We start from the raw sequence: 14997 nt of genomic DNA, 5'->3' as shown, positions 1-14997 counted from the left end.
GAAATGCGCGCAGATCTGCTGATTGTCGGGGCCGGAATGGTCGGCAGCGCCCTGGCGCTGGCGTTGCAGAACAGTGGGCTGGAAGTCCTGCTGCTGGACGGCAGCCCCATGAGTGTCAAACCGTTCAACGCTCAGGCCGCGTTTGAACCGCGAGTCAGCGCCCTGTCGGCCGCCAGCCAGCGGATTCTCGAACGCCTGGGCGTCTGGGATGGCATCGCCGGGCGGCGCAGCAGCCCCTACACCGACATGCAGGTCTGGGATGGCAGCGGCACCGGGCAACTCCATTTTTCGGCGGCCAGCGTGCATGCCGAGGTGTTGGGGCATATCGTCGAAAACCGCGTGGTCCAGGATGCCTTGCTTGACCGCCTGCACGACTGCGACCTGGGGTTGCTGGCCAATGCGCGACTGGAACAGATGCGCCACTCCGGCGATGACTGGCTGCTGACCCTGGCCGATGGCCGCACCCTGCGCGCGCCACTGGTGATCGCAGCGGATGGCGCCAACTCGGCGGTGCGGCGCCTGGCGGGGGTCGCAACCCGCGAATGGGATTATCTGCACCATGCCATCGTCACCAGCGTGCGTTGCGCCAAACCGCATCAAATGACGGCCTGGCAGCGCTTCACCGATAACGGTCCGTTGGCGTTTCTGCCCCTTGAGCGCGATGGCCAGCAGGATTGGTGTTCGATCGTCTGGTCGACCACACCTGGCGAGGCCGAACGCCTGATGGCGATGGATGACCAGGGTTTCTGCAAGGAACTGGAGCGCGCCTTTGAAGGTCGACTCGGCGAAGTACTGAGCGCCGACCCGCGCCTGTGTGTGCCCCTGCGCCAGCGACATGCCAAGCGTTATGTGGCGCAAGGCCTGGCGTTGATCGGCGACGCGGCGCACACCATTCACCCGTTGGCCGGGCAGGGAGTGAATCTCGGATTCCTCGATGCCGCCGTGCTGGCCGAAGTGTTGCTGCAAGCGGCAACACGTGGCGAACGTCTGGCAGATGTGAAAGTCCTCAGTCGTTACGAGCGTCGGCGCATGCCTCACAACCTGGCGCTGATGGCGGCGATGGAAGGCTTCGAGCGCTTGTTCCAGGCCGATCCGTTGCCGGTGCGCTGGTTACGTAATACCGGGTTGAAATTGGTTGAGAAGATGCCCGAGGCCAAGGCGTTGTTCGTGCGGGAAGCGCTGGGGTTGACCGGAGATTTGCCGGCGCTCGCCAAGGCCTGATTTTTGTTGAGGCTGCCGGCGAGGTTCCCGTGTAGGAGCTGCCGCAGGCTGCGATCTTTTGATCTTGCTCTTCAACATCAAAAGATCGCAGCCTGCGGCAGCTCCTACATGGAATGCGGTAAATTTTAACGCCTGTGCAACATCCGGTAACTCCTCCACAGCCAGGTTCGATTGAGAAGCTAAATGTGAGTCCTTATCATTTGCCCTCATTATCAATCGAGGGACCGCTCCCATGTTGGCACCAAAGCGTCTACTGACCGCACTGGCCCTGACCCTGATCGGCAGCACCGCCGCCCAGGCTGCTGACGAGGTGGTGGTCTACTCCTCGCGTATCGACGAGCTGATCAAGCCAGTCTTCGATGCCTACACCGCCAAGACCGGCGTGAAGGTGAAGTTCATCACTGACAAGGAAGCGCCACTGATGCAGCGGCTCAAGGCCGAGGGCGCGAATACGCCGGCCGACCTGCTGCTGACCGTCGATGCCGGCAACCTCTGGCAAGCCGAGCAGATGGGCATCCTCCAGCCGTTCACCTCGAAAACCATCGACACCAACATTCCGCTGCAATACCGGGCCGCCTCTCATGCCTGGACTGGCCTGAGCCTGCGAGCGCGGACCATCGCCTACTCCACTGACCGGGTGAAGCCGGGCGAACTGACCACCTACGAAGCGCTGGCTGACAAGCAATGGGAAGGCCGCCTGTGCCTGCGCACGGCGAAGAAGGTCTACAACCAGTCCCTCACCGCGACCATGATCGAAGTGCACGGCGCCGAGAAGACCGAGGAAATCCTCAAGGGCTGGGTCAGGAACCTGTCCACTGACGTGTTCTCCGACGACACCGCCGTGCTGGAAGCGATCAACGCCGGTCAGTGCGACGTTGGTATCGTCAACACCTACTACTACGGCCGCCTGCACAAGCAGAAGCCAGATCTGCCGGTGAAACTGTTCTGGCCGAACCAGGCTGACCGTGGCGTACACGTCAACCTGTCGGGTATCGGCCTGACACAACACGCGCCGCACCCGGAAGCGGCCAAGGCCCTGGTGGAGTGGATGACCACCCCTGAAGCGCAGAAAATCTTTGCCGACGTGAACCAGGAGTTCCCGGCGAACCCGGCGGTTGCTCCTTCTGAGGAAGTGGCGGCCTGGGGCAAGTTCATTGCCGATACCTTGCCGGTGGAAATTGCTGGCAAGCGCCAGGCTGAGGCGATTCGCATGATGGATCGGGCTGGCTGGAACTGAGCCTGCTGTTTTAAAGGTCAAAAGATCGCGGCCTTCGACAGCTCCTACAGGTTGATCACCAACCCAATGTAGGAGCTGCCGAAGGCTGCGATCTTTTTGTGCTTTCTCTACACTTCAAAATTTCGCGAGAGCTTTTCCTTGGCCCATCCCGCCCAACGCCGCTGGTATCCCGTCGTCTTCGCCATTGCTGCGCTGGTCCTGTTGCCCCTGAGCGTCCTGCTGCTTTCCTGGCAAACCATCGACACTCAAATCTGGTCCCACCTGTGGGACACGCAGATGCCGCGCCTGCTGGGCAATACCCTGACGCTGGTGCTCGGTGTCGGTGCGGGTGTCACCCTGCTGGGCGTCAGCCTCGCCTGGCTGACCAGCCTCTGTGAATTCCCCGGCAGGCGCTGGCTCGATTGGGCGCTGATGCTGCCCTTCGCGATACCGGCCTACGTGCTGGCGTTCGTGTTTGTCGGCCTGCTGGATTTCGCCGGGCCCGTACAAAGCCTGCTGCGCGAGTGGTTTGGTAGTGGCCTGCGGCTGCCGCGCGTGCGCTCCACGGGCGGGGTGATTGTGGTGCTGGTGCTGGTTTTCTATCCCTATGTATATCTGCTGGCCCGCACGGCCTTCCTCGCCCAGGGCAAAGGCCTGATGGAAGCCGCGCGGGTCCTTGGCCAATCGCCCTGGCAAGCGTTCTGGCGGGTGGCAATGCCCATGGCGCGGCCGGCCATCGGTGCGGGCGTGGCATTGGCATTGATGGAAACCCTGGCGGACTTCGGCGCAGTGTCGGTGTTCAACTTCGATACCTTCACCACCGCCATCTACAAGACCTGGTACGGTTTCTTCAGCCTGTCTTCCGCCGCGCAACTGGCCAGCCTGTTGCTGCTGGTGGTGATGCTAGTGCTGTATGGCGAACGGCGTGCTCGCGGGGCCAACCGGGCGAGCAACGAGCGACCACGGGTCAAGGCGCTGTATCACCTGCGAGGCTTCAAGGCGCTGGCAGCCATGACATGGTGCGGGCTGGTATTTGCCTGCGCCTTTGTCATTCCAATGCTGCAACTGATGGTGTGGTTCTGGCTACGCGGGCGCTTCGATCTCGACGAGCGTTACACCGGGTTGATTGTCCATACTTTGTACCTGGGGGCGATGGCGGCGTTGATCACCGTCAGCGTTGCCTTGTTACTGGCATTTGCCCGACGACTGGCGCCCACCCGGGTCATTCGTTCCGGGGTCAGTCTGGCCAACCTGGGTTACGCCTTGCCCGGTTCGGTGCTGGCGGTGTCGATCATGCTGGCGTTCAGTTACCTGGATCGCGAACTGGTGATCCCGCTTTCGAGCTGGCTCGGTGGTGCGGGCAAGCCGCTGCTGCTGGGCAGTCTGTCAGCGTTGTTGCTGGCCTATTTGGTGCGCTTCATTGCGGTGGCCTACGGGCCACTGGAAAGCAGCCTGGCGCGTATACGGCCATCTTTGCCCGAAGCGGCACGTAGTCTGGGCGTCAGTGGGCCACAACTGTTTTTCAAAGTGTATCTACCGTTGTTGTTACCCGGCACGTTGAGCGCCGCGCTGCTGGTGTTCGTCGATGTGCTCAAGGAAATGCCCGCAACCTTGCTGATGCGCCCGTTTGGCTGGGACACGCTGGCGGTGCGAATCTTCGAAATGACCAGCGAAGGCGAATGGGCGCGGGCGTCTTTGCCGGCATTGACCCTGGTGCTGGTCGGGCTGTTACCGGTCATCGGATTGATTCGGCGTTCAGCACATCGAAACAGCTAGGTGTCAGTCCTACACCTTGCGGCTACAATGCGCGGCATTCGGTGCGGTCCGTCTGACAGACCAGGCAGCTGAAATCGGCTGAAGGCCCTTGTTTCAAGGCATTCAGTCCGTGCAGCACCTGCCCGCACCTTCGCCACGCCCGGAAGGAGAAACCCATGGGACAGCGTACGCCTCTGTATGACCTTCATCTCGCACTTGGCGCGAAGATGGTCGATTTTGGCGGTTGGGACATGCCTCTGCATTATGGATCGCAGGTCGAGGAGCACCACCAGGTACGCCGCGATTGCGGTGTCTTCGATGTATCCCACATGACCGTGATCGACGTCGGCGGCGCCCAGGCCAAAGCCTGGCTCCAGCATTTGCTGGCCAATGATGTCGAACGCCTGCACAGCCCCGGCCGTGCGTTGTACAGCACCATGCTCAACGAACAGGGCGGGATCGTCGACGACATGATCGTCTACCGTCTCGATGCGGGTTATCGCCTGGTGGTCAACGCCTCCACCCGCGATCAGGACAAGGCGTGGATGCAAGCGCATCTCGATGGTTTCGATGTGCAACTTCGCGAGCGTTCCGAGTTGGCGATGCTGGCCATCCAGGGCCCTCACGCCCGGCAGAAAATCGCCGAACTGGTCAGCCAGCCCCGCGGCAACCTGATCCAGCTCCTCAAGCCCTTCGAAGGCCTGTCCGATGGTGACTGGTTCATCGCGCGCACCGGTTATACCGGCGAAGACGGTCTGGAAATCATTCTGCCGGCCGATCAGGCGCCAGGCTTTTTCAACGATCTGGTCGGTGCCGGGATTTCTCCCATCGGCCTTGGCGCGCGGGATACCTTGCGGGTCGAAGCCGGTATGAACCTATACGGTCAGGACATCCAGCAAGATGTTTCACCATTGGCCTCCAATATGACCTGGACCATCGCCTGGGAGCCTGCCACTCGGCAGTTCATCGGGCGCAAGGCCCTGGAAGCCGAAAAGGCCGCCGGTGTGCAGCACAAACTGGTCGGTCTGGTCCTTGAGGAGCGCGGGGTTTTGCGTGCTCATCAGGTGGTCCGTATCGCCGATGTTGGCGAAGGGGAGATCACCAGTGGTAGTTTCTCTCCTACGCTAAGCAAGTCGATTGCACTGGCGCGCGTGCCGATGGCTACTGCCGACCGCGCTGAAGTGGAAATCCGTGGCAAGTGGTACCCGGTCCGAGTGGTCAAACCGACCTTCGTACGTCACGGCAAAACCTTGATCTAACCTTTTCTGGCGGGCATGCCCGCCGACCCTTTTCCTGAGGACACAGAACATGAGCGATATCCCTGCCGAACTGCGTTTTGCCGAAAGTCACGAATGGGCACGTCTGGAAGCCGATGGCACCGTCACCGTAGGCATCAGCGATCACGCGCAGGAAGCGCTGGGTGATGTGGTGTTCGTCGAGCTGACTGAAGTCGGCAACGTGTTTGCTGCCGGTGATCAGTCGGGTGTCGTTGAATCGGTCAAAGCCGCTTCCGACATCTACTCCCCGATTGCCGGTGAAGTGATCGCGGTCAACGAAGAATTGAGCGCTTCGCCGGAACTGCTCAACAGCGACCCGTACGGCGCGTGGATCTTCAAGCTCAAGCCAGGCAACGCTGCAGACCTGGAAAAACTGCTGGATGCCGCCGGCTACAAGGCTGCCATCGGCGAGTAATGCTCGCCCCGTAGGAGCTGCCGAAGGCTGCGATCTTTTGATCTTGTTTTTAAAATCAAAAGATCGCAGCCTTCGGCAGCTCCTACAAAGGCCGAATCAAGGTTGAGTCAAGGCCGCAAGACGGCCTTCACGGCCGCCACCGAACGCTCGACATCGGCTTTGCTCATCGCCGTGAACATCGGCAGCGAGACAATCAGCCGACCGACCCGCTCGGCGACCGGGAACATGCCTTCCTTGAATCCGCGCTCGCGGTAAAGGCTCAACAGGTGAATCGGCGGGTAGTGATAGCCGATCCCGACACCCAATGCCTGCATCTGCTCCATGAAAGTCGCTCGCGCCGGTTTGCCGTCCGTACGCTCCGGTAATACCAGCTGGAACAAATGCCAGTTGCTGTGGGTGAAATCCGCCGGAGGCAATTGCGCACCGTACTGCGCTTCGAAATCCTCGCCAAAGCAGGCGAAATAGTGCCGGGCCAGGTCACGGCGATGAGCGGTAATGGTTTCGATATGAGCAAATTGCCCCAGGCCAATGGCCGCGGCGACGTCGGTCATGTTGAACTTGCCACCCAGCACGTCAACATCCAGTCCATCGAAACCGTTGCGGGTAACGCCCTGCAGCCGGTACTTCTCTGCCAGTCGTACTTCTTCGGCCGTATTCAGCACCAGGCAACCGCCCTCGGAAGAGGTGACGTTTTTGTTCGCCTGGAAACTGAAGGACACGAAATCCCCCGTCGAGCCAATGCGCTGGCCGTTCCAGCTGGAGCCGAGTGCCTGGGCCGCATCTTCGACGATCCGCAGGCCGTGCTTTTTCGCCAAGGCGTACAACCGCGTCATGTCCACCGGCAACCCGGCGAGGTACACCGGGATGATGGCTTTGGTGCGGGGGGTAATCGCCGCTTCCAGTTGATCCAGATCGATGTTGCGGGTCACCGGGTCGATGTCGGCAAACACCGGGGTGGCGCCGACTTCCAGGATGACGTTGGCGGTGGCCACCCAGGAAATCGGCGTAGTGATCACTTCATCTCCCGGCCCGACCCCGGCAATGCGCAAGGCGATTTCCATGGTGCAGGTGCCGGAATTGAAGGTGCGTACCGGGCGCCCGCCGAAATACTCCGACAGTTGTGCTTCGAAGGCCTGGACCTTGGGGCCGCTGGTGATCCAGCCTGAGCGCAATACGTCGCCGACAGCGGCAATCGTGGCTTCATCGATGGTGGGTTTGGAAAACGGCAGGAAAGGCAGTTGGCTCATGGATACAGTCACCCGATCAGCGGACATTAGGTAGGCGTCGGACATGATGATCCGGATTGGCTGACGGCGCCACGTCATCCACGCGGATATCGACTGCTATGCTGGTTTGACCGTGTTGCATCGACGTTGAGCGCCAGTCAAGAGAGAGCCCGTCATGTCCAAGATGCCGTCCCTGAGCCAGTTACGCGACCCCAATACCTTTCTGCGCCGCCACCTCGGACCTGATGCCGCCGAGCAACAGGCAATGCTCGACAGCCTCGGTCTGGGCAGCCGGGTTGAATTGATCGAGCAAACGGTGCCGCCGGGCATCCGCCTCAACCGGGCGCTGGACCTGCCCCCGGCACTCGACGAAGAGGCCGCACTGGCCAAGCTGCGAGGTTATGCCGAGCAGAATCAGATCTGGACCAGCCTGATCGGCATGGGCTACCACGGCACCCTCACACCGGCGGTCATCGTACGTAACGTGCTGGAAAATCCCGGCTGGTACACCGCGTACACACCCTATCAACCGGAGATCGCCCAAGGGCGGCTTGAAGCGCTGCTGAACTTCCAGCAACTGACCATCGATCTGACCGGTCTGGAACTGGCCAACGCCTCGCTGCTCGATGAGGCCACTGCCGCGGCGGAGGCCATGGCCCTGGCCAAGCGGGTCGCCAAGTCCAAAAGTAACCTGTTCTTTGTCGACGAAAACTGCCACCCGCAAACCATTTCCGTGGTGCAGACCCGCGCAGAAGGTTTCGGCTTCGAGCTGATCGTCGACGCTGTGGATAACTTGAAGCAGCACCAGGTGTTCGGCGCGCTGCTGCAATACCCCGACACCCACGGTGAAATCCACGACCTGCGGCCGCTGATCGATCACCTGCACGCACAACAGGCTCTGGCCTGTGTCGCCACGGATTTGCTGAGCCTGTTGTTGCTGACTCCGCCAGGTGAACTGGGCGCCGATGTGGTGTTCGGCTCGTCCCAGCGATTTGGCGTGCCTATGGGTTACGGCGGGCCGCACGCGGCATTTTTTGCCAGCCGCGATGAATACAAGCGGGCGATTCCCGGGCGGATCATCGGTGTTTCAAAAGATACGCGGGGCAACACTGCCCTGCGCATGGCCCTGCAAACCCGCGAGCAACACATCCGTCGGGAGAAGGCCAACTCCAATATCTGCACGGCCCAGGTGCTGCTGGCCAATATCGCCAGTTTCTATGCGGTCTACCACGGCCCGGAAGGGCTCAAGCGGATCGCCCAGCGGGTTCATCGGCTGACCTGCATCCTTGCCGCCGGGCTTGAGCGCAACGGTATCACCCGGGTCAACCGGCACTATTTCGACACCCTGACACTGGAGGTCGGCGGAGCCCAGACCGCGATCATCGAAAGTGCCCGGGCCGCACAGATCAACCTGCGCATTCTCGGGCGCGGCCAACTGGGCTTGAGCCTCGACGAGGCCTGCGACGAAGGCACCGTGGCGAAGCTGTTCGACGTGTTCCTGGGGGCCGATCACGGGCTCAGCATCGAGGACCTGGATGCCGAAGTCTTGCCTGGCGGAATTCCCGAAGGGCTGGCGCGAACCTCGCCTTATCTGCGCCATCCGGTGTTCAGCGCCCATCACAGCGAAACCGAGATGCTGCGCTACCTCAAGCAACTGGAAAACAAGGACCTGGCGCTCAACCAATCGATGATCCCGCTGGGCTCCTGCACCATGAAGCTCAACGCTACCAGCGAGATGATCCCGATCACCTGGCCGCAGTTCGCCAACCTGCACCCGTTCGTGCCCAAGGAACAGGCCGCCGGTTACGGGCTGATGATCGAAGAACTGGAACGCTGGCTGTGCGCGATCACCGGTTTCGATGCGGTCTGCATGCAGCCCAATTCCGGTGCCCAGGGCGAATACGCCGGGCTGCTGGCGATCCGTAGATACCATGAGAGCCGGCAACAGGGTGACCGCGACATTTGCCTGATTCCTTCGTCGGCTCACGGCACCAATCCTGCGTCGGCGCAAATGGCCGGGATGCGCGTGGTGATCGTCGAGTGTGACGAGGCGGGCAACGTCGACCTCGATGATCTCAAGGAAAAAGCTGCGCAGGCCGCAGACAAACTCGCCTGCCTGATGGCGACTTACCCTTCGACCCATGGCGTGTATGAGGAAGGCATCAGCGAAATCTGTGAAGTGATCCACCAGCACGGCGGTCAGGTGTACATGGATGGCGCCAACCTCAACGCCCAGGTCGGGCTGGCGCGGCCGGCCGATATTGGCGCCGATGTCTCGCACATGAACCTGCACAAGACCTTCTGCATTCCCCATGGTGGCGGTGGGCCGGGAATGGGACCGATCGGGGTGCGGGCGCATCTGGCGCCGTTCGTGGCCAACCATCCGGTGGTGCCGATCGACGGGCCGCACCCGAAAAATGGCGCCGTCAGCGCAGCGCCCTGGGGCAGCGCAAGCATTCTGCCGATCAGTTGGATGTACATCGCCATGATGGGGCCGCAATTGGCGGACGCCAGCGAAGTGGCGATCCTGGCTGCGAATTACCTGGCGCGGCATTTGTCCGGTGCCTTCCCGGTGCTCTACACCGGGCGCAACGAGCGAGTGGCGCACGAATGCATCCTCGACCTGCGGCCGCTCAAGGTGTTGACAGGTATCACCGAAGAGGACGTCGCCAAGCGCCTGATGGACTACGGCTTCCATGCCCCGACCATGTCGTTTCCGGTACCGGGGACGCTGATGGTCGAGCCGACCGAAAGTGAATCGAAGGCGGAACTGGACCGGTTCATCGGGGCGATGCTGAGCATCCGCGCGGAAATCAACGAGGTGCAGAACGGTAACTGGCCGGCTGAAGAAAACCCGTTGAAAGGTGCGCCGCATACGTTGGCCGATATCACTGGCGTGTGGGAGCGGCCGTACAGCATTGTGCAGGCGGTCACGCCGGACGCGCACACCAAGGCTCACAAGTATTGGCCGGTAGTGAACCGGGTGGACAATGTATATGGGGACCGGAACCTGTTTTGCGCGTGTGTGCCGGTGGATGAATACCGTTGACATTTCAGGGTGCACATAACCCCTGTGGGAGCGAGCAAGCTCGCTCCCACAGGGGGGGCGGTGAACATGGGATTTGTGTTCGCAGGGCAAAAAAATGCCGCTCAATTGAGCGGCATTTTTCATTCGCAACGCTTACTTCGAGGCGATGGTATTCTTCGCCAGGATCGCGTTCGCCAGTTCCATGTCCGTCGCTTGCAGGCCAGGGTTTTCAGCGCGGACTTTTTGCATGGCGGCTTCCAGGTACGGACCGCGGATACCGCCATCACTGGCAACGAAGCTGCTGGCATCGTCCTGGGCCGCGACGACCAGCTTGTTATCCTTGGATGTCAGATAGCTCGAACCGGTGGTTGCACCGGACGTAAGAACGTTACGCCAAAAAGTATCGGCCATCGCCGAACCGACAGGCAGGGACAGCAGCGCGACGGTAGCGACAGCAAGTTTGAAACGCATGACAGGGTGACTCCACTGGGTTAACTACGCCCTTGGATTGCCAACCCCCTATCGAGTTCCGTGGCTGCCTATTCCGCTGCTTCGACCAGCAGGATCGCGCCTTGCTGGCCGACCACCCGCACGCGGCTGCCAATGGCAGTGTCCGGCCCGCGGGCCATCCACACGCCGTCGGCCACCTTGATTTTACCGCGACCGTTGATAATCGCTTCATGCACCACGAAGGTTTTGCCGATCAGTTCCTGGCCGCGCAGATTCAGGTGCGGCTGATCGCTCGGGCGTGCCGCCGTGCGCTGACGCCGCCACCAGTAAGACGCGGTGGCGATCGACAGCAGGCCGAACAATAGAAACTGCCATTCCCAGGGCAGGCCCGGCAGGAAGAAGGTCAAGACGCCCACGGTCGCTGCCGCCATGCCGATCCACAACAGGTAGCCGCCGGCGCCGAACACTTCGAGAATCAACAGTATCGTGCCCAGCGCCAACCAGTCCCAGAACGAAAGATGCTGCAAAAATGCCCACATGGTGCGCCTCAGGCTTTCTTGTTATCGAACGTGGCTTTGACGATTTCGCCAATGCCGCCCACCGCACCGATCATCGAACTGGCCTCTAGCGGCATCAGGATCACTTTGCTGTTGTTGGCCGATGACAACTTGCCCAGTGCATCGATGTACTTCTGCGCCACGAAATAGTTGATCGCCTGCACGTTGCCGCTGGCGATGGCTTCGGACACCACTTTGGTCGCTTGGGCTTCTGCTGCGGCTTGCCGCTCGCGGGCTTCGGCCTCCAGGAAGGCGGCCTGGCGACTGCCTTCGGCTTCGAGGATCTGCGCCTGCTTCTTGCCTTCGGCGGTCAGGATCGCTGCGGCGCGCAGGCCTTCGGCCTCGAGGATCTGTGCGCGCTTGATCCGTTCGGCTTTCATCTGCCCCGACATCGCCGCCATCAGGTCGGCGGGCGGGCTGATGTCCTTGATCTCGATCCGGGTGATCTTGATGCCCCACGGCGCGGTCGCTTCATCGACGGTGCGCAGCAGTTTTTCGTTGATGCCGTCACGCTGGCTGAGCATGGCGTCGAGTTCCATCGAGCCGAGCACCGTACGGATGTTGGTTTGCAGCAGGTTGCGGATCGCATGTTCGAGGTTGTTCACCTCGTAGGCCGCCTGGGCCGTGTTGACCACTTGGAAGAAACATACGGCGTCGATTTGCACCGTGGCATTATCGGAGGTGATGACTTCCTGCGGCGGAATATCCAGCACGCTTTCCATCACATTCATCTTGCGGCCGATGCGGTCCATGACCGGAATGATGACGTTCAGCCCCGGCTTGAGTGTGTTGGTGTAGCGCCCGAAGCGCTCGACGGTCCATTCAAAGCCCTGGGGCACGACCTTGAAACCCATGAACAGAATGGCGACCACCAGGCCGACAAAAAGCAAAAGCACACTACCGATCTGCATAACTATTCCTTGTTGATGTGTGGATCTGTGGAGTTGCAATGGCTGGAGTGTAGCGGTGCCAATGCCGGATAAGTACAGTCGGGCTCAGCTCTGCTCGCTCTGGGGTGTCACGCGCAGAACCTCCTCGATGGTCGTCAGCCCGGCGGCGACCTTTTGCGCCCCCGACAAGCGCAGGCTGCGCATGCCTTCCTTGAACGCCTGGCGCCGAACGGCCAGCAGATCGGTGTCGGGACTGATCAGCGCTTTGAGGCTGTCGCTGAGCTGCATGATTTCGTAGACCCCGGCGCGACCGTGATAACCGGTATCGCGGCATTCCACGCAACCGATGGCACGCTGGGCATTGACCGGCAACGGTGCTTGCCAGGGCCGGGTCAGGGTTTGCCAGTCATCTTCGCCCAGCGTCAGCGGCGCCTTGCAGTGCGGGCAAAGGGTCCGCACCAGTCGCTGGGCCATGACGCCGAGCACCGTGGCCTTGATCAGGTAGTGCGGCACGCCGAGCTCCAGCAGGCGGCTGATGGCGCTGGGCGCATCGTTTGTGTGCAGGGTCGACAGCACCAGGTGCCCGGTGAGTGCAGCCTGGATCGCCATCTCCGCGGTTTCGAGGTCGCGGATCTCGCCAATCATGATGATGTCCGGGTCTTGCCGCATCAGCGCGCGCACGCCGGCGGCGAAGGTCAGGTCGATGTTGTGCTGGACCTGCATCTGGTTGAACGCCGGCTCGACCATTTCAATCGGGTCTTCGATGGTGCAGAGGTTGACCTCCGGCGTCGCCAGTTTTTTCAGGGTGGTGTAGAGGGTAGTGGTCTTGCCCGAACCCGTCGGCCCGGTGACAAGGATGATGCCGTGGGGCTGGCGGGTCATGCCCTGCCAGCGGCGCAGGTCGTCGGCGGAAAAACCAAGCTGGTCGAAGTCCTTGAGCAAGACTTCCGGGTCGAAGATTCGCATGACCATTTTTTCGCCGAAGGCCGTGGGCAGTGTCGACAAACGCAGTTCGACTTCGCCGCCGTCCGGGGTCTTGGTTTTCACCCGGCCGTCCTGGGGTTTGCGTTTCTCCGCGACGTTCATGCGCCCCAGGGTTTTCAGGCGACTGACGATGGCCACGGTGACCTGGGGCGGGAATTGATAGACGTTGTGCAGCACGCCGTCGATGCGAAAGCGCACCGTGCCTTGCTCGCGCCGGGGCTCGATGTGGATGTCGCTGGCGCGCTGCTGGAACGCGTACTGGAACAGCCAGTCGACGATATTGACGATGTGCGCGTCGTTGGCGTCCGGCTCCTGGTCGCTGGCGCCGAGGTTGAGCAACTGTTCGAAATTGCCCAGGTTGCTGACCTGGGGATCGGCGCTGTTCGCCCCGGTGACCGATTTGGCCAGGCGGAAGAATTCGACGCTCAAGCGCTGGATGTCCACCGGGTTGGCCACCACGCGCTTGATCGGCAATTTGAGCACGTGGGTCAAGTCAGCCTCCCAGCCGCTGACATAAGGCTGGGCGCTGGCCACGGTCACCGCATCGCGGTCGATCGCTACCGCGAGGATCTTGTGGCGCTGGGCGAAGGCATAGGACATCAGCGGGGTCACGGCCGCGACGTTGATTTTCAACGGATCGATGCGCAGGTAAGGTTGGCCGGCCTGCCGGGACAGCCACAGGGTCAGGCTTTCGAGGTCCAGCGGTTTACCGGGGCGGCTGAGATCGTCCAGCTGTTGGCTGGCGATGAACTCCAGCGGATGCATCTGGCCATGGGTGGCGTTGCGACGGCGGGCATTGAGCGCGTGTTCGGCCGAATCCTGGCTGATAAAGCCTTGGGCGACGAGTTCGCGCAGCACATCATTGAGATCCAGCCAGCGGTCCTGAAGGGCGATATGTACGGACATGCGGGCTCCTTTTGAACGACAGTGCGCAAAGGATAGCCGTGGCCCGGCTGACCGCTGGGCCACTACCCGACGAAGCCGTTTCGGAGTTTTTCAGCCCGCCGCTTGAGCCGCTTCGGCCCATGGGGCATCAGCTTCTTGTAGCTCCACCGAGCAGACGCTGATCAGGTTACGAAGTTTTTCCGCAATCACTTGAGCGCGGTGCCAGCTCAAACCGTCGATGACGATCTCGATGGTCAGCCAGTCGTCCTGGCGCTGCGCGTTGACCTGTTCCGGGGTGAGCAATTGCAAGGCGAACAGATTGAGGGCGCGACACAGCAGGTCGGGTTCTGCCTCGGCCAGCATTTGATAGTGAACACGGCAATGGGCGTTGCCGACGTTCCAGACATCGGCGCGGGCAGGTGGGGTGTTCACGGCTTCGAGATACGGCATGGTCTGGCTCCAAAATCATTGGAGAAATGTTTACATCCTGTGCCGGGTATTTCTTCTCTATGATTGGCTACATTGCAAAAATATAGAATTAATCAATTCGATAATTATTCAGTTGAGGGTTTTTTTATGCAAAGCGAACTGGACAGCTACGACCGCAAGATCCTCGCCTTGCTGCAAGAGGATGCCTCGCTTTCCAGCGCACAGATCGCCGAGCAAGTGGGGCTCTCGCAGTCGCCGTGCTGGCGGCGGATTCAGCGGATGAAAGAGGAGGGCATCATTCGCGGCCAGGTGACCTTGCTCGACCGCAAGAAAATCGGCCTGAACACGCAGATCTTCGCGCAGGTGAAACTCAATGCCCACGGGCGTTCGAACTTCACCGAATTCACCGAGGCGATTCGCGGCTTTCCGCAGGTGCTGGAGTGTCATGTGCTGATGGGGGCAGTGGATTTCTTGCTGCGGATTGTCACGGCGGACATCGAGGCCTACGAGCGCTTCTTCTTCGAGAAGCTGTCGATGGTGCCGGGGATTCAGGAGGTCAATTCGATCGTGGCGTTGTCGGAGATTAAGTCGACGACCAGTTTGCCGGTGGTGCGCTGATGATGCTTGAGGGACTTTGTGGCGAGGGGGCTTGCCCCCGTTGGAC

At 61.1% G+C, this 14997-nt stretch carries 13 protein-coding genes; 7 read left to right on the top strand and 6 right to left on the bottom strand.

Features of this window, described 5'->3' with window-relative positions; all coding sequences use genetic code 11:
• The first annotated feature begins 3 nt into the window (after nucleotides 1–3).
• The 5 genes from KW849_RS24625 to gcvH all read left to right on the top strand — a co-directional run bounded on the left by KW849_RS24625 (nucleotide 4) and on the right by gcvH (nucleotide 5884).
• Nucleotides 4–1221 (top strand): 2-octaprenyl-3-methyl-6-methoxy-1,4-benzoquinol hydroxylase, encoded by a 1218-nt coding sequence (locus tag KW849_RS24625; RefSeq protein ID WP_218431790.1) that lies wholly within the window; start codon nucleotides 4–6, stop codon nucleotides 1219–1221.
• Between the two features lie 232 nt (nucleotides 1222–1453).
• Complete coding sequence (locus KW849_RS24620; protein ID WP_108217158.1) at nucleotides 1454–2458, top strand: extracellular solute-binding protein; 1005 nt, start codon at nucleotides 1454–1456, stop codon at nucleotides 2456–2458.
• Between the two features lie 138 nt (nucleotides 2459–2596).
• Nucleotides 2597–4213, top strand: coding sequence for an iron ABC transporter permease (locus KW849_RS24615; protein ID WP_218431636.1), 1617 nt, complete (start codon nucleotides 2597–2599; stop codon nucleotides 4211–4213).
• 155 nt (nucleotides 4214–4368) lie between these two features.
• Entirely contained in the window at nucleotides 4369–5451 is a 1083-nt protein-coding gene (gcvT, locus tag KW849_RS24610) for a glycine cleavage system aminomethyltransferase GcvT (protein WP_218431635.1), read from the top strand.
• Between the two features lie 49 nt (nucleotides 5452–5500).
• Entirely contained in the window at nucleotides 5501–5884 is a 384-nt protein-coding gene (gene gcvH, locus KW849_RS24605; protein WP_108217155.1) for a glycine cleavage system protein GcvH, read from the top strand.
• Between the two features lie 107 nt (nucleotides 5885–5991).
• Here the strand turns inward: gcvH and KW849_RS24600 are convergent, their stop codons facing one another.
• Nucleotides 5992–7131: a DegT/DnrJ/EryC1/StrS aminotransferase family protein gene (locus KW849_RS24600; protein WP_218431634.1), complete on the bottom strand. Its 1140-nt coding sequence runs from the start codon at nucleotides 7129–7131 to the stop codon at nucleotides 5992–5994.
• Between the two features lie 154 nt (nucleotides 7132–7285).
• Between KW849_RS24600 and gcvP the strand changes: the two genes are divergently transcribed.
• Complete coding sequence (gene gcvP, locus KW849_RS24595; RefSeq protein ID WP_218431633.1) at nucleotides 7286–10159, top strand: aminomethyl-transferring glycine dehydrogenase; 2874 nt, start codon at nucleotides 7286–7288, stop codon at nucleotides 10157–10159.
• Nucleotides 10160–10291: 132 nt separating this feature from the next.
• Here the strand turns inward: gcvP and KW849_RS24590 are convergent, their stop codons facing one another.
• The 5 genes from KW849_RS24590 to KW849_RS24570 all read right to left on the bottom strand — a co-directional run bounded on the left by KW849_RS24590 (nucleotide 10292) and on the right by KW849_RS24570 (nucleotide 14354).
• Nucleotides 10292–10609 carry a DUF2388 domain-containing protein gene (locus tag KW849_RS24590; protein ID WP_218431632.1) on the bottom strand — a complete coding sequence of 106 codons (318 nt, stop codon included), beginning with the start codon at nucleotides 10607–10609 and terminating at the stop codon, nucleotides 10292–10294.
• A 68-nt stretch (nucleotides 10610–10677) separates the two neighbouring features.
• Nucleotides 10678–11127: an NfeD family protein gene (locus KW849_RS24585; protein WP_218431631.1), complete on the bottom strand. Its 450-nt coding sequence runs from the start codon at nucleotides 11125–11127 to the stop codon at nucleotides 10678–10680.
• Nucleotides 11128–11135: 8 nt separating this feature from the next.
• A complete protein-coding gene (locus KW849_RS24580; RefSeq protein ID WP_108217150.1) occupies nucleotides 11136–12056 on the bottom strand; it encodes an SPFH domain-containing protein in 921 nt (306 codons plus the stop codon).
• An 84-nt stretch (nucleotides 12057–12140) separates the two neighbouring features.
• A complete protein-coding gene (locus tag KW849_RS24575) occupies nucleotides 12141–13925 on the bottom strand; it encodes a GspE/PulE family protein (RefSeq protein ID WP_218431630.1) in 1785 nt (594 codons plus the stop codon).
• A 90-nt stretch (nucleotides 13926–14015) separates the two neighbouring features.
• Nucleotides 14016–14354: a hypothetical protein gene (locus KW849_RS24570; protein WP_218431629.1), complete on the bottom strand. Its 339-nt coding sequence runs from the start codon at nucleotides 14352–14354 to the stop codon at nucleotides 14016–14018.
• A gap of 126 nt (nucleotides 14355–14480) precedes the next feature.
• Here KW849_RS24570 and KW849_RS24565 point away from each other — a divergent pair, with 126 nt between their 5' ends.
• On the top strand, nucleotides 14481–14951 hold the full coding sequence (locus KW849_RS24565) for an Lrp/AsnC family transcriptional regulator (protein ID WP_218431628.1): 471 nt from the start codon (nucleotides 14481–14483) through the stop codon (nucleotides 14949–14951).
• Nucleotides 14952–14997: the final 46 nt, after the last annotated feature.

This window comes from Pseudomonas sp. PDM26 (assembly GCF_019219185.1).
Classification (GTDB): domain Bacteria; phylum Pseudomonadota; class Gammaproteobacteria; order Pseudomonadales; family Pseudomonadaceae; genus Aquipseudomonas.
This window is presented reverse-complemented; position numbering and strand designations above follow the sequence as displayed.

What these genes read in the sequence shown, in the direction of transcription:
- KW849_RS24625 (WP_218431790.1), top strand. Translation starts at nt 4, where the DNA reads ATGCGCGCAGATCTGCTGATTGTCGGGGCCGGAATGGTCGGCAGCGCC.
- KW849_RS24620 (WP_108217158.1), top strand. Translation starts at nt 1,454, where the DNA reads ATGTTGGCACCAAAGCGTCTACTGACCGCACTGGCCCTGACCCTGATC.
- gcvT (WP_218431635.1), top strand. Translation starts at nt 4,369, where the DNA reads ATGGGACAGCGTACGCCTCTGTATGACCTTCATCTCGCACTTGGCGCG.
- gcvH (WP_108217155.1), top strand. Translation starts at nt 5,501, where the DNA reads ATGAGCGATATCCCTGCCGAACTGCGTTTTGCCGAAAGTCACGAATGG.
- KW849_RS24600 (WP_218431634.1), bottom strand. Translation starts at nt 7,131, where the DNA reads ATGAGCCAACTGCCTTTCCTGCCGTTTTCCAAACCCACCATCGATGAA.
- gcvP (WP_218431633.1), top strand. Translation starts at nt 7,286, where the DNA reads ATGTCCAAGATGCCGTCCCTGAGCCAGTTACGCGACCCCAATACCTTT.
- KW849_RS24590 (WP_218431632.1), bottom strand. Translation starts at nt 10,609, where the DNA reads ATGCGTTTCAAACTTGCTGTCGCTACCGTCGCGCTGCTGTCCCTGCCT.
- KW849_RS24585 (WP_218431631.1), bottom strand. Translation starts at nt 11,127, where the DNA reads ATGTGGGCATTTTTGCAGCATCTTTCGTTCTGGGACTGGTTGGCGCTG.
- KW849_RS24580 (WP_108217150.1), bottom strand. Translation starts at nt 12,056, where the DNA reads ATGCAGATCGGTAGTGTGCTTTTGCTTTTTGTCGGCCTGGTGGTCGCC.
- KW849_RS24575 (WP_218431630.1), bottom strand. Translation starts at nt 13,925, where the DNA reads ATGTCCGTACATATCGCCCTTCAGGACCGCTGGCTGGATCTCAATGAT.
- KW849_RS24570 (WP_218431629.1), bottom strand. Translation starts at nt 14,354, where the DNA reads ATGCCGTATCTCGAAGCCGTGAACACCCCACCTGCCCGCGCCGATGTC.
- KW849_RS24565 (WP_218431628.1), top strand. Translation starts at nt 14,481, where the DNA reads ATGCAAAGCGAACTGGACAGCTACGACCGCAAGATCCTCGCCTTGCTG.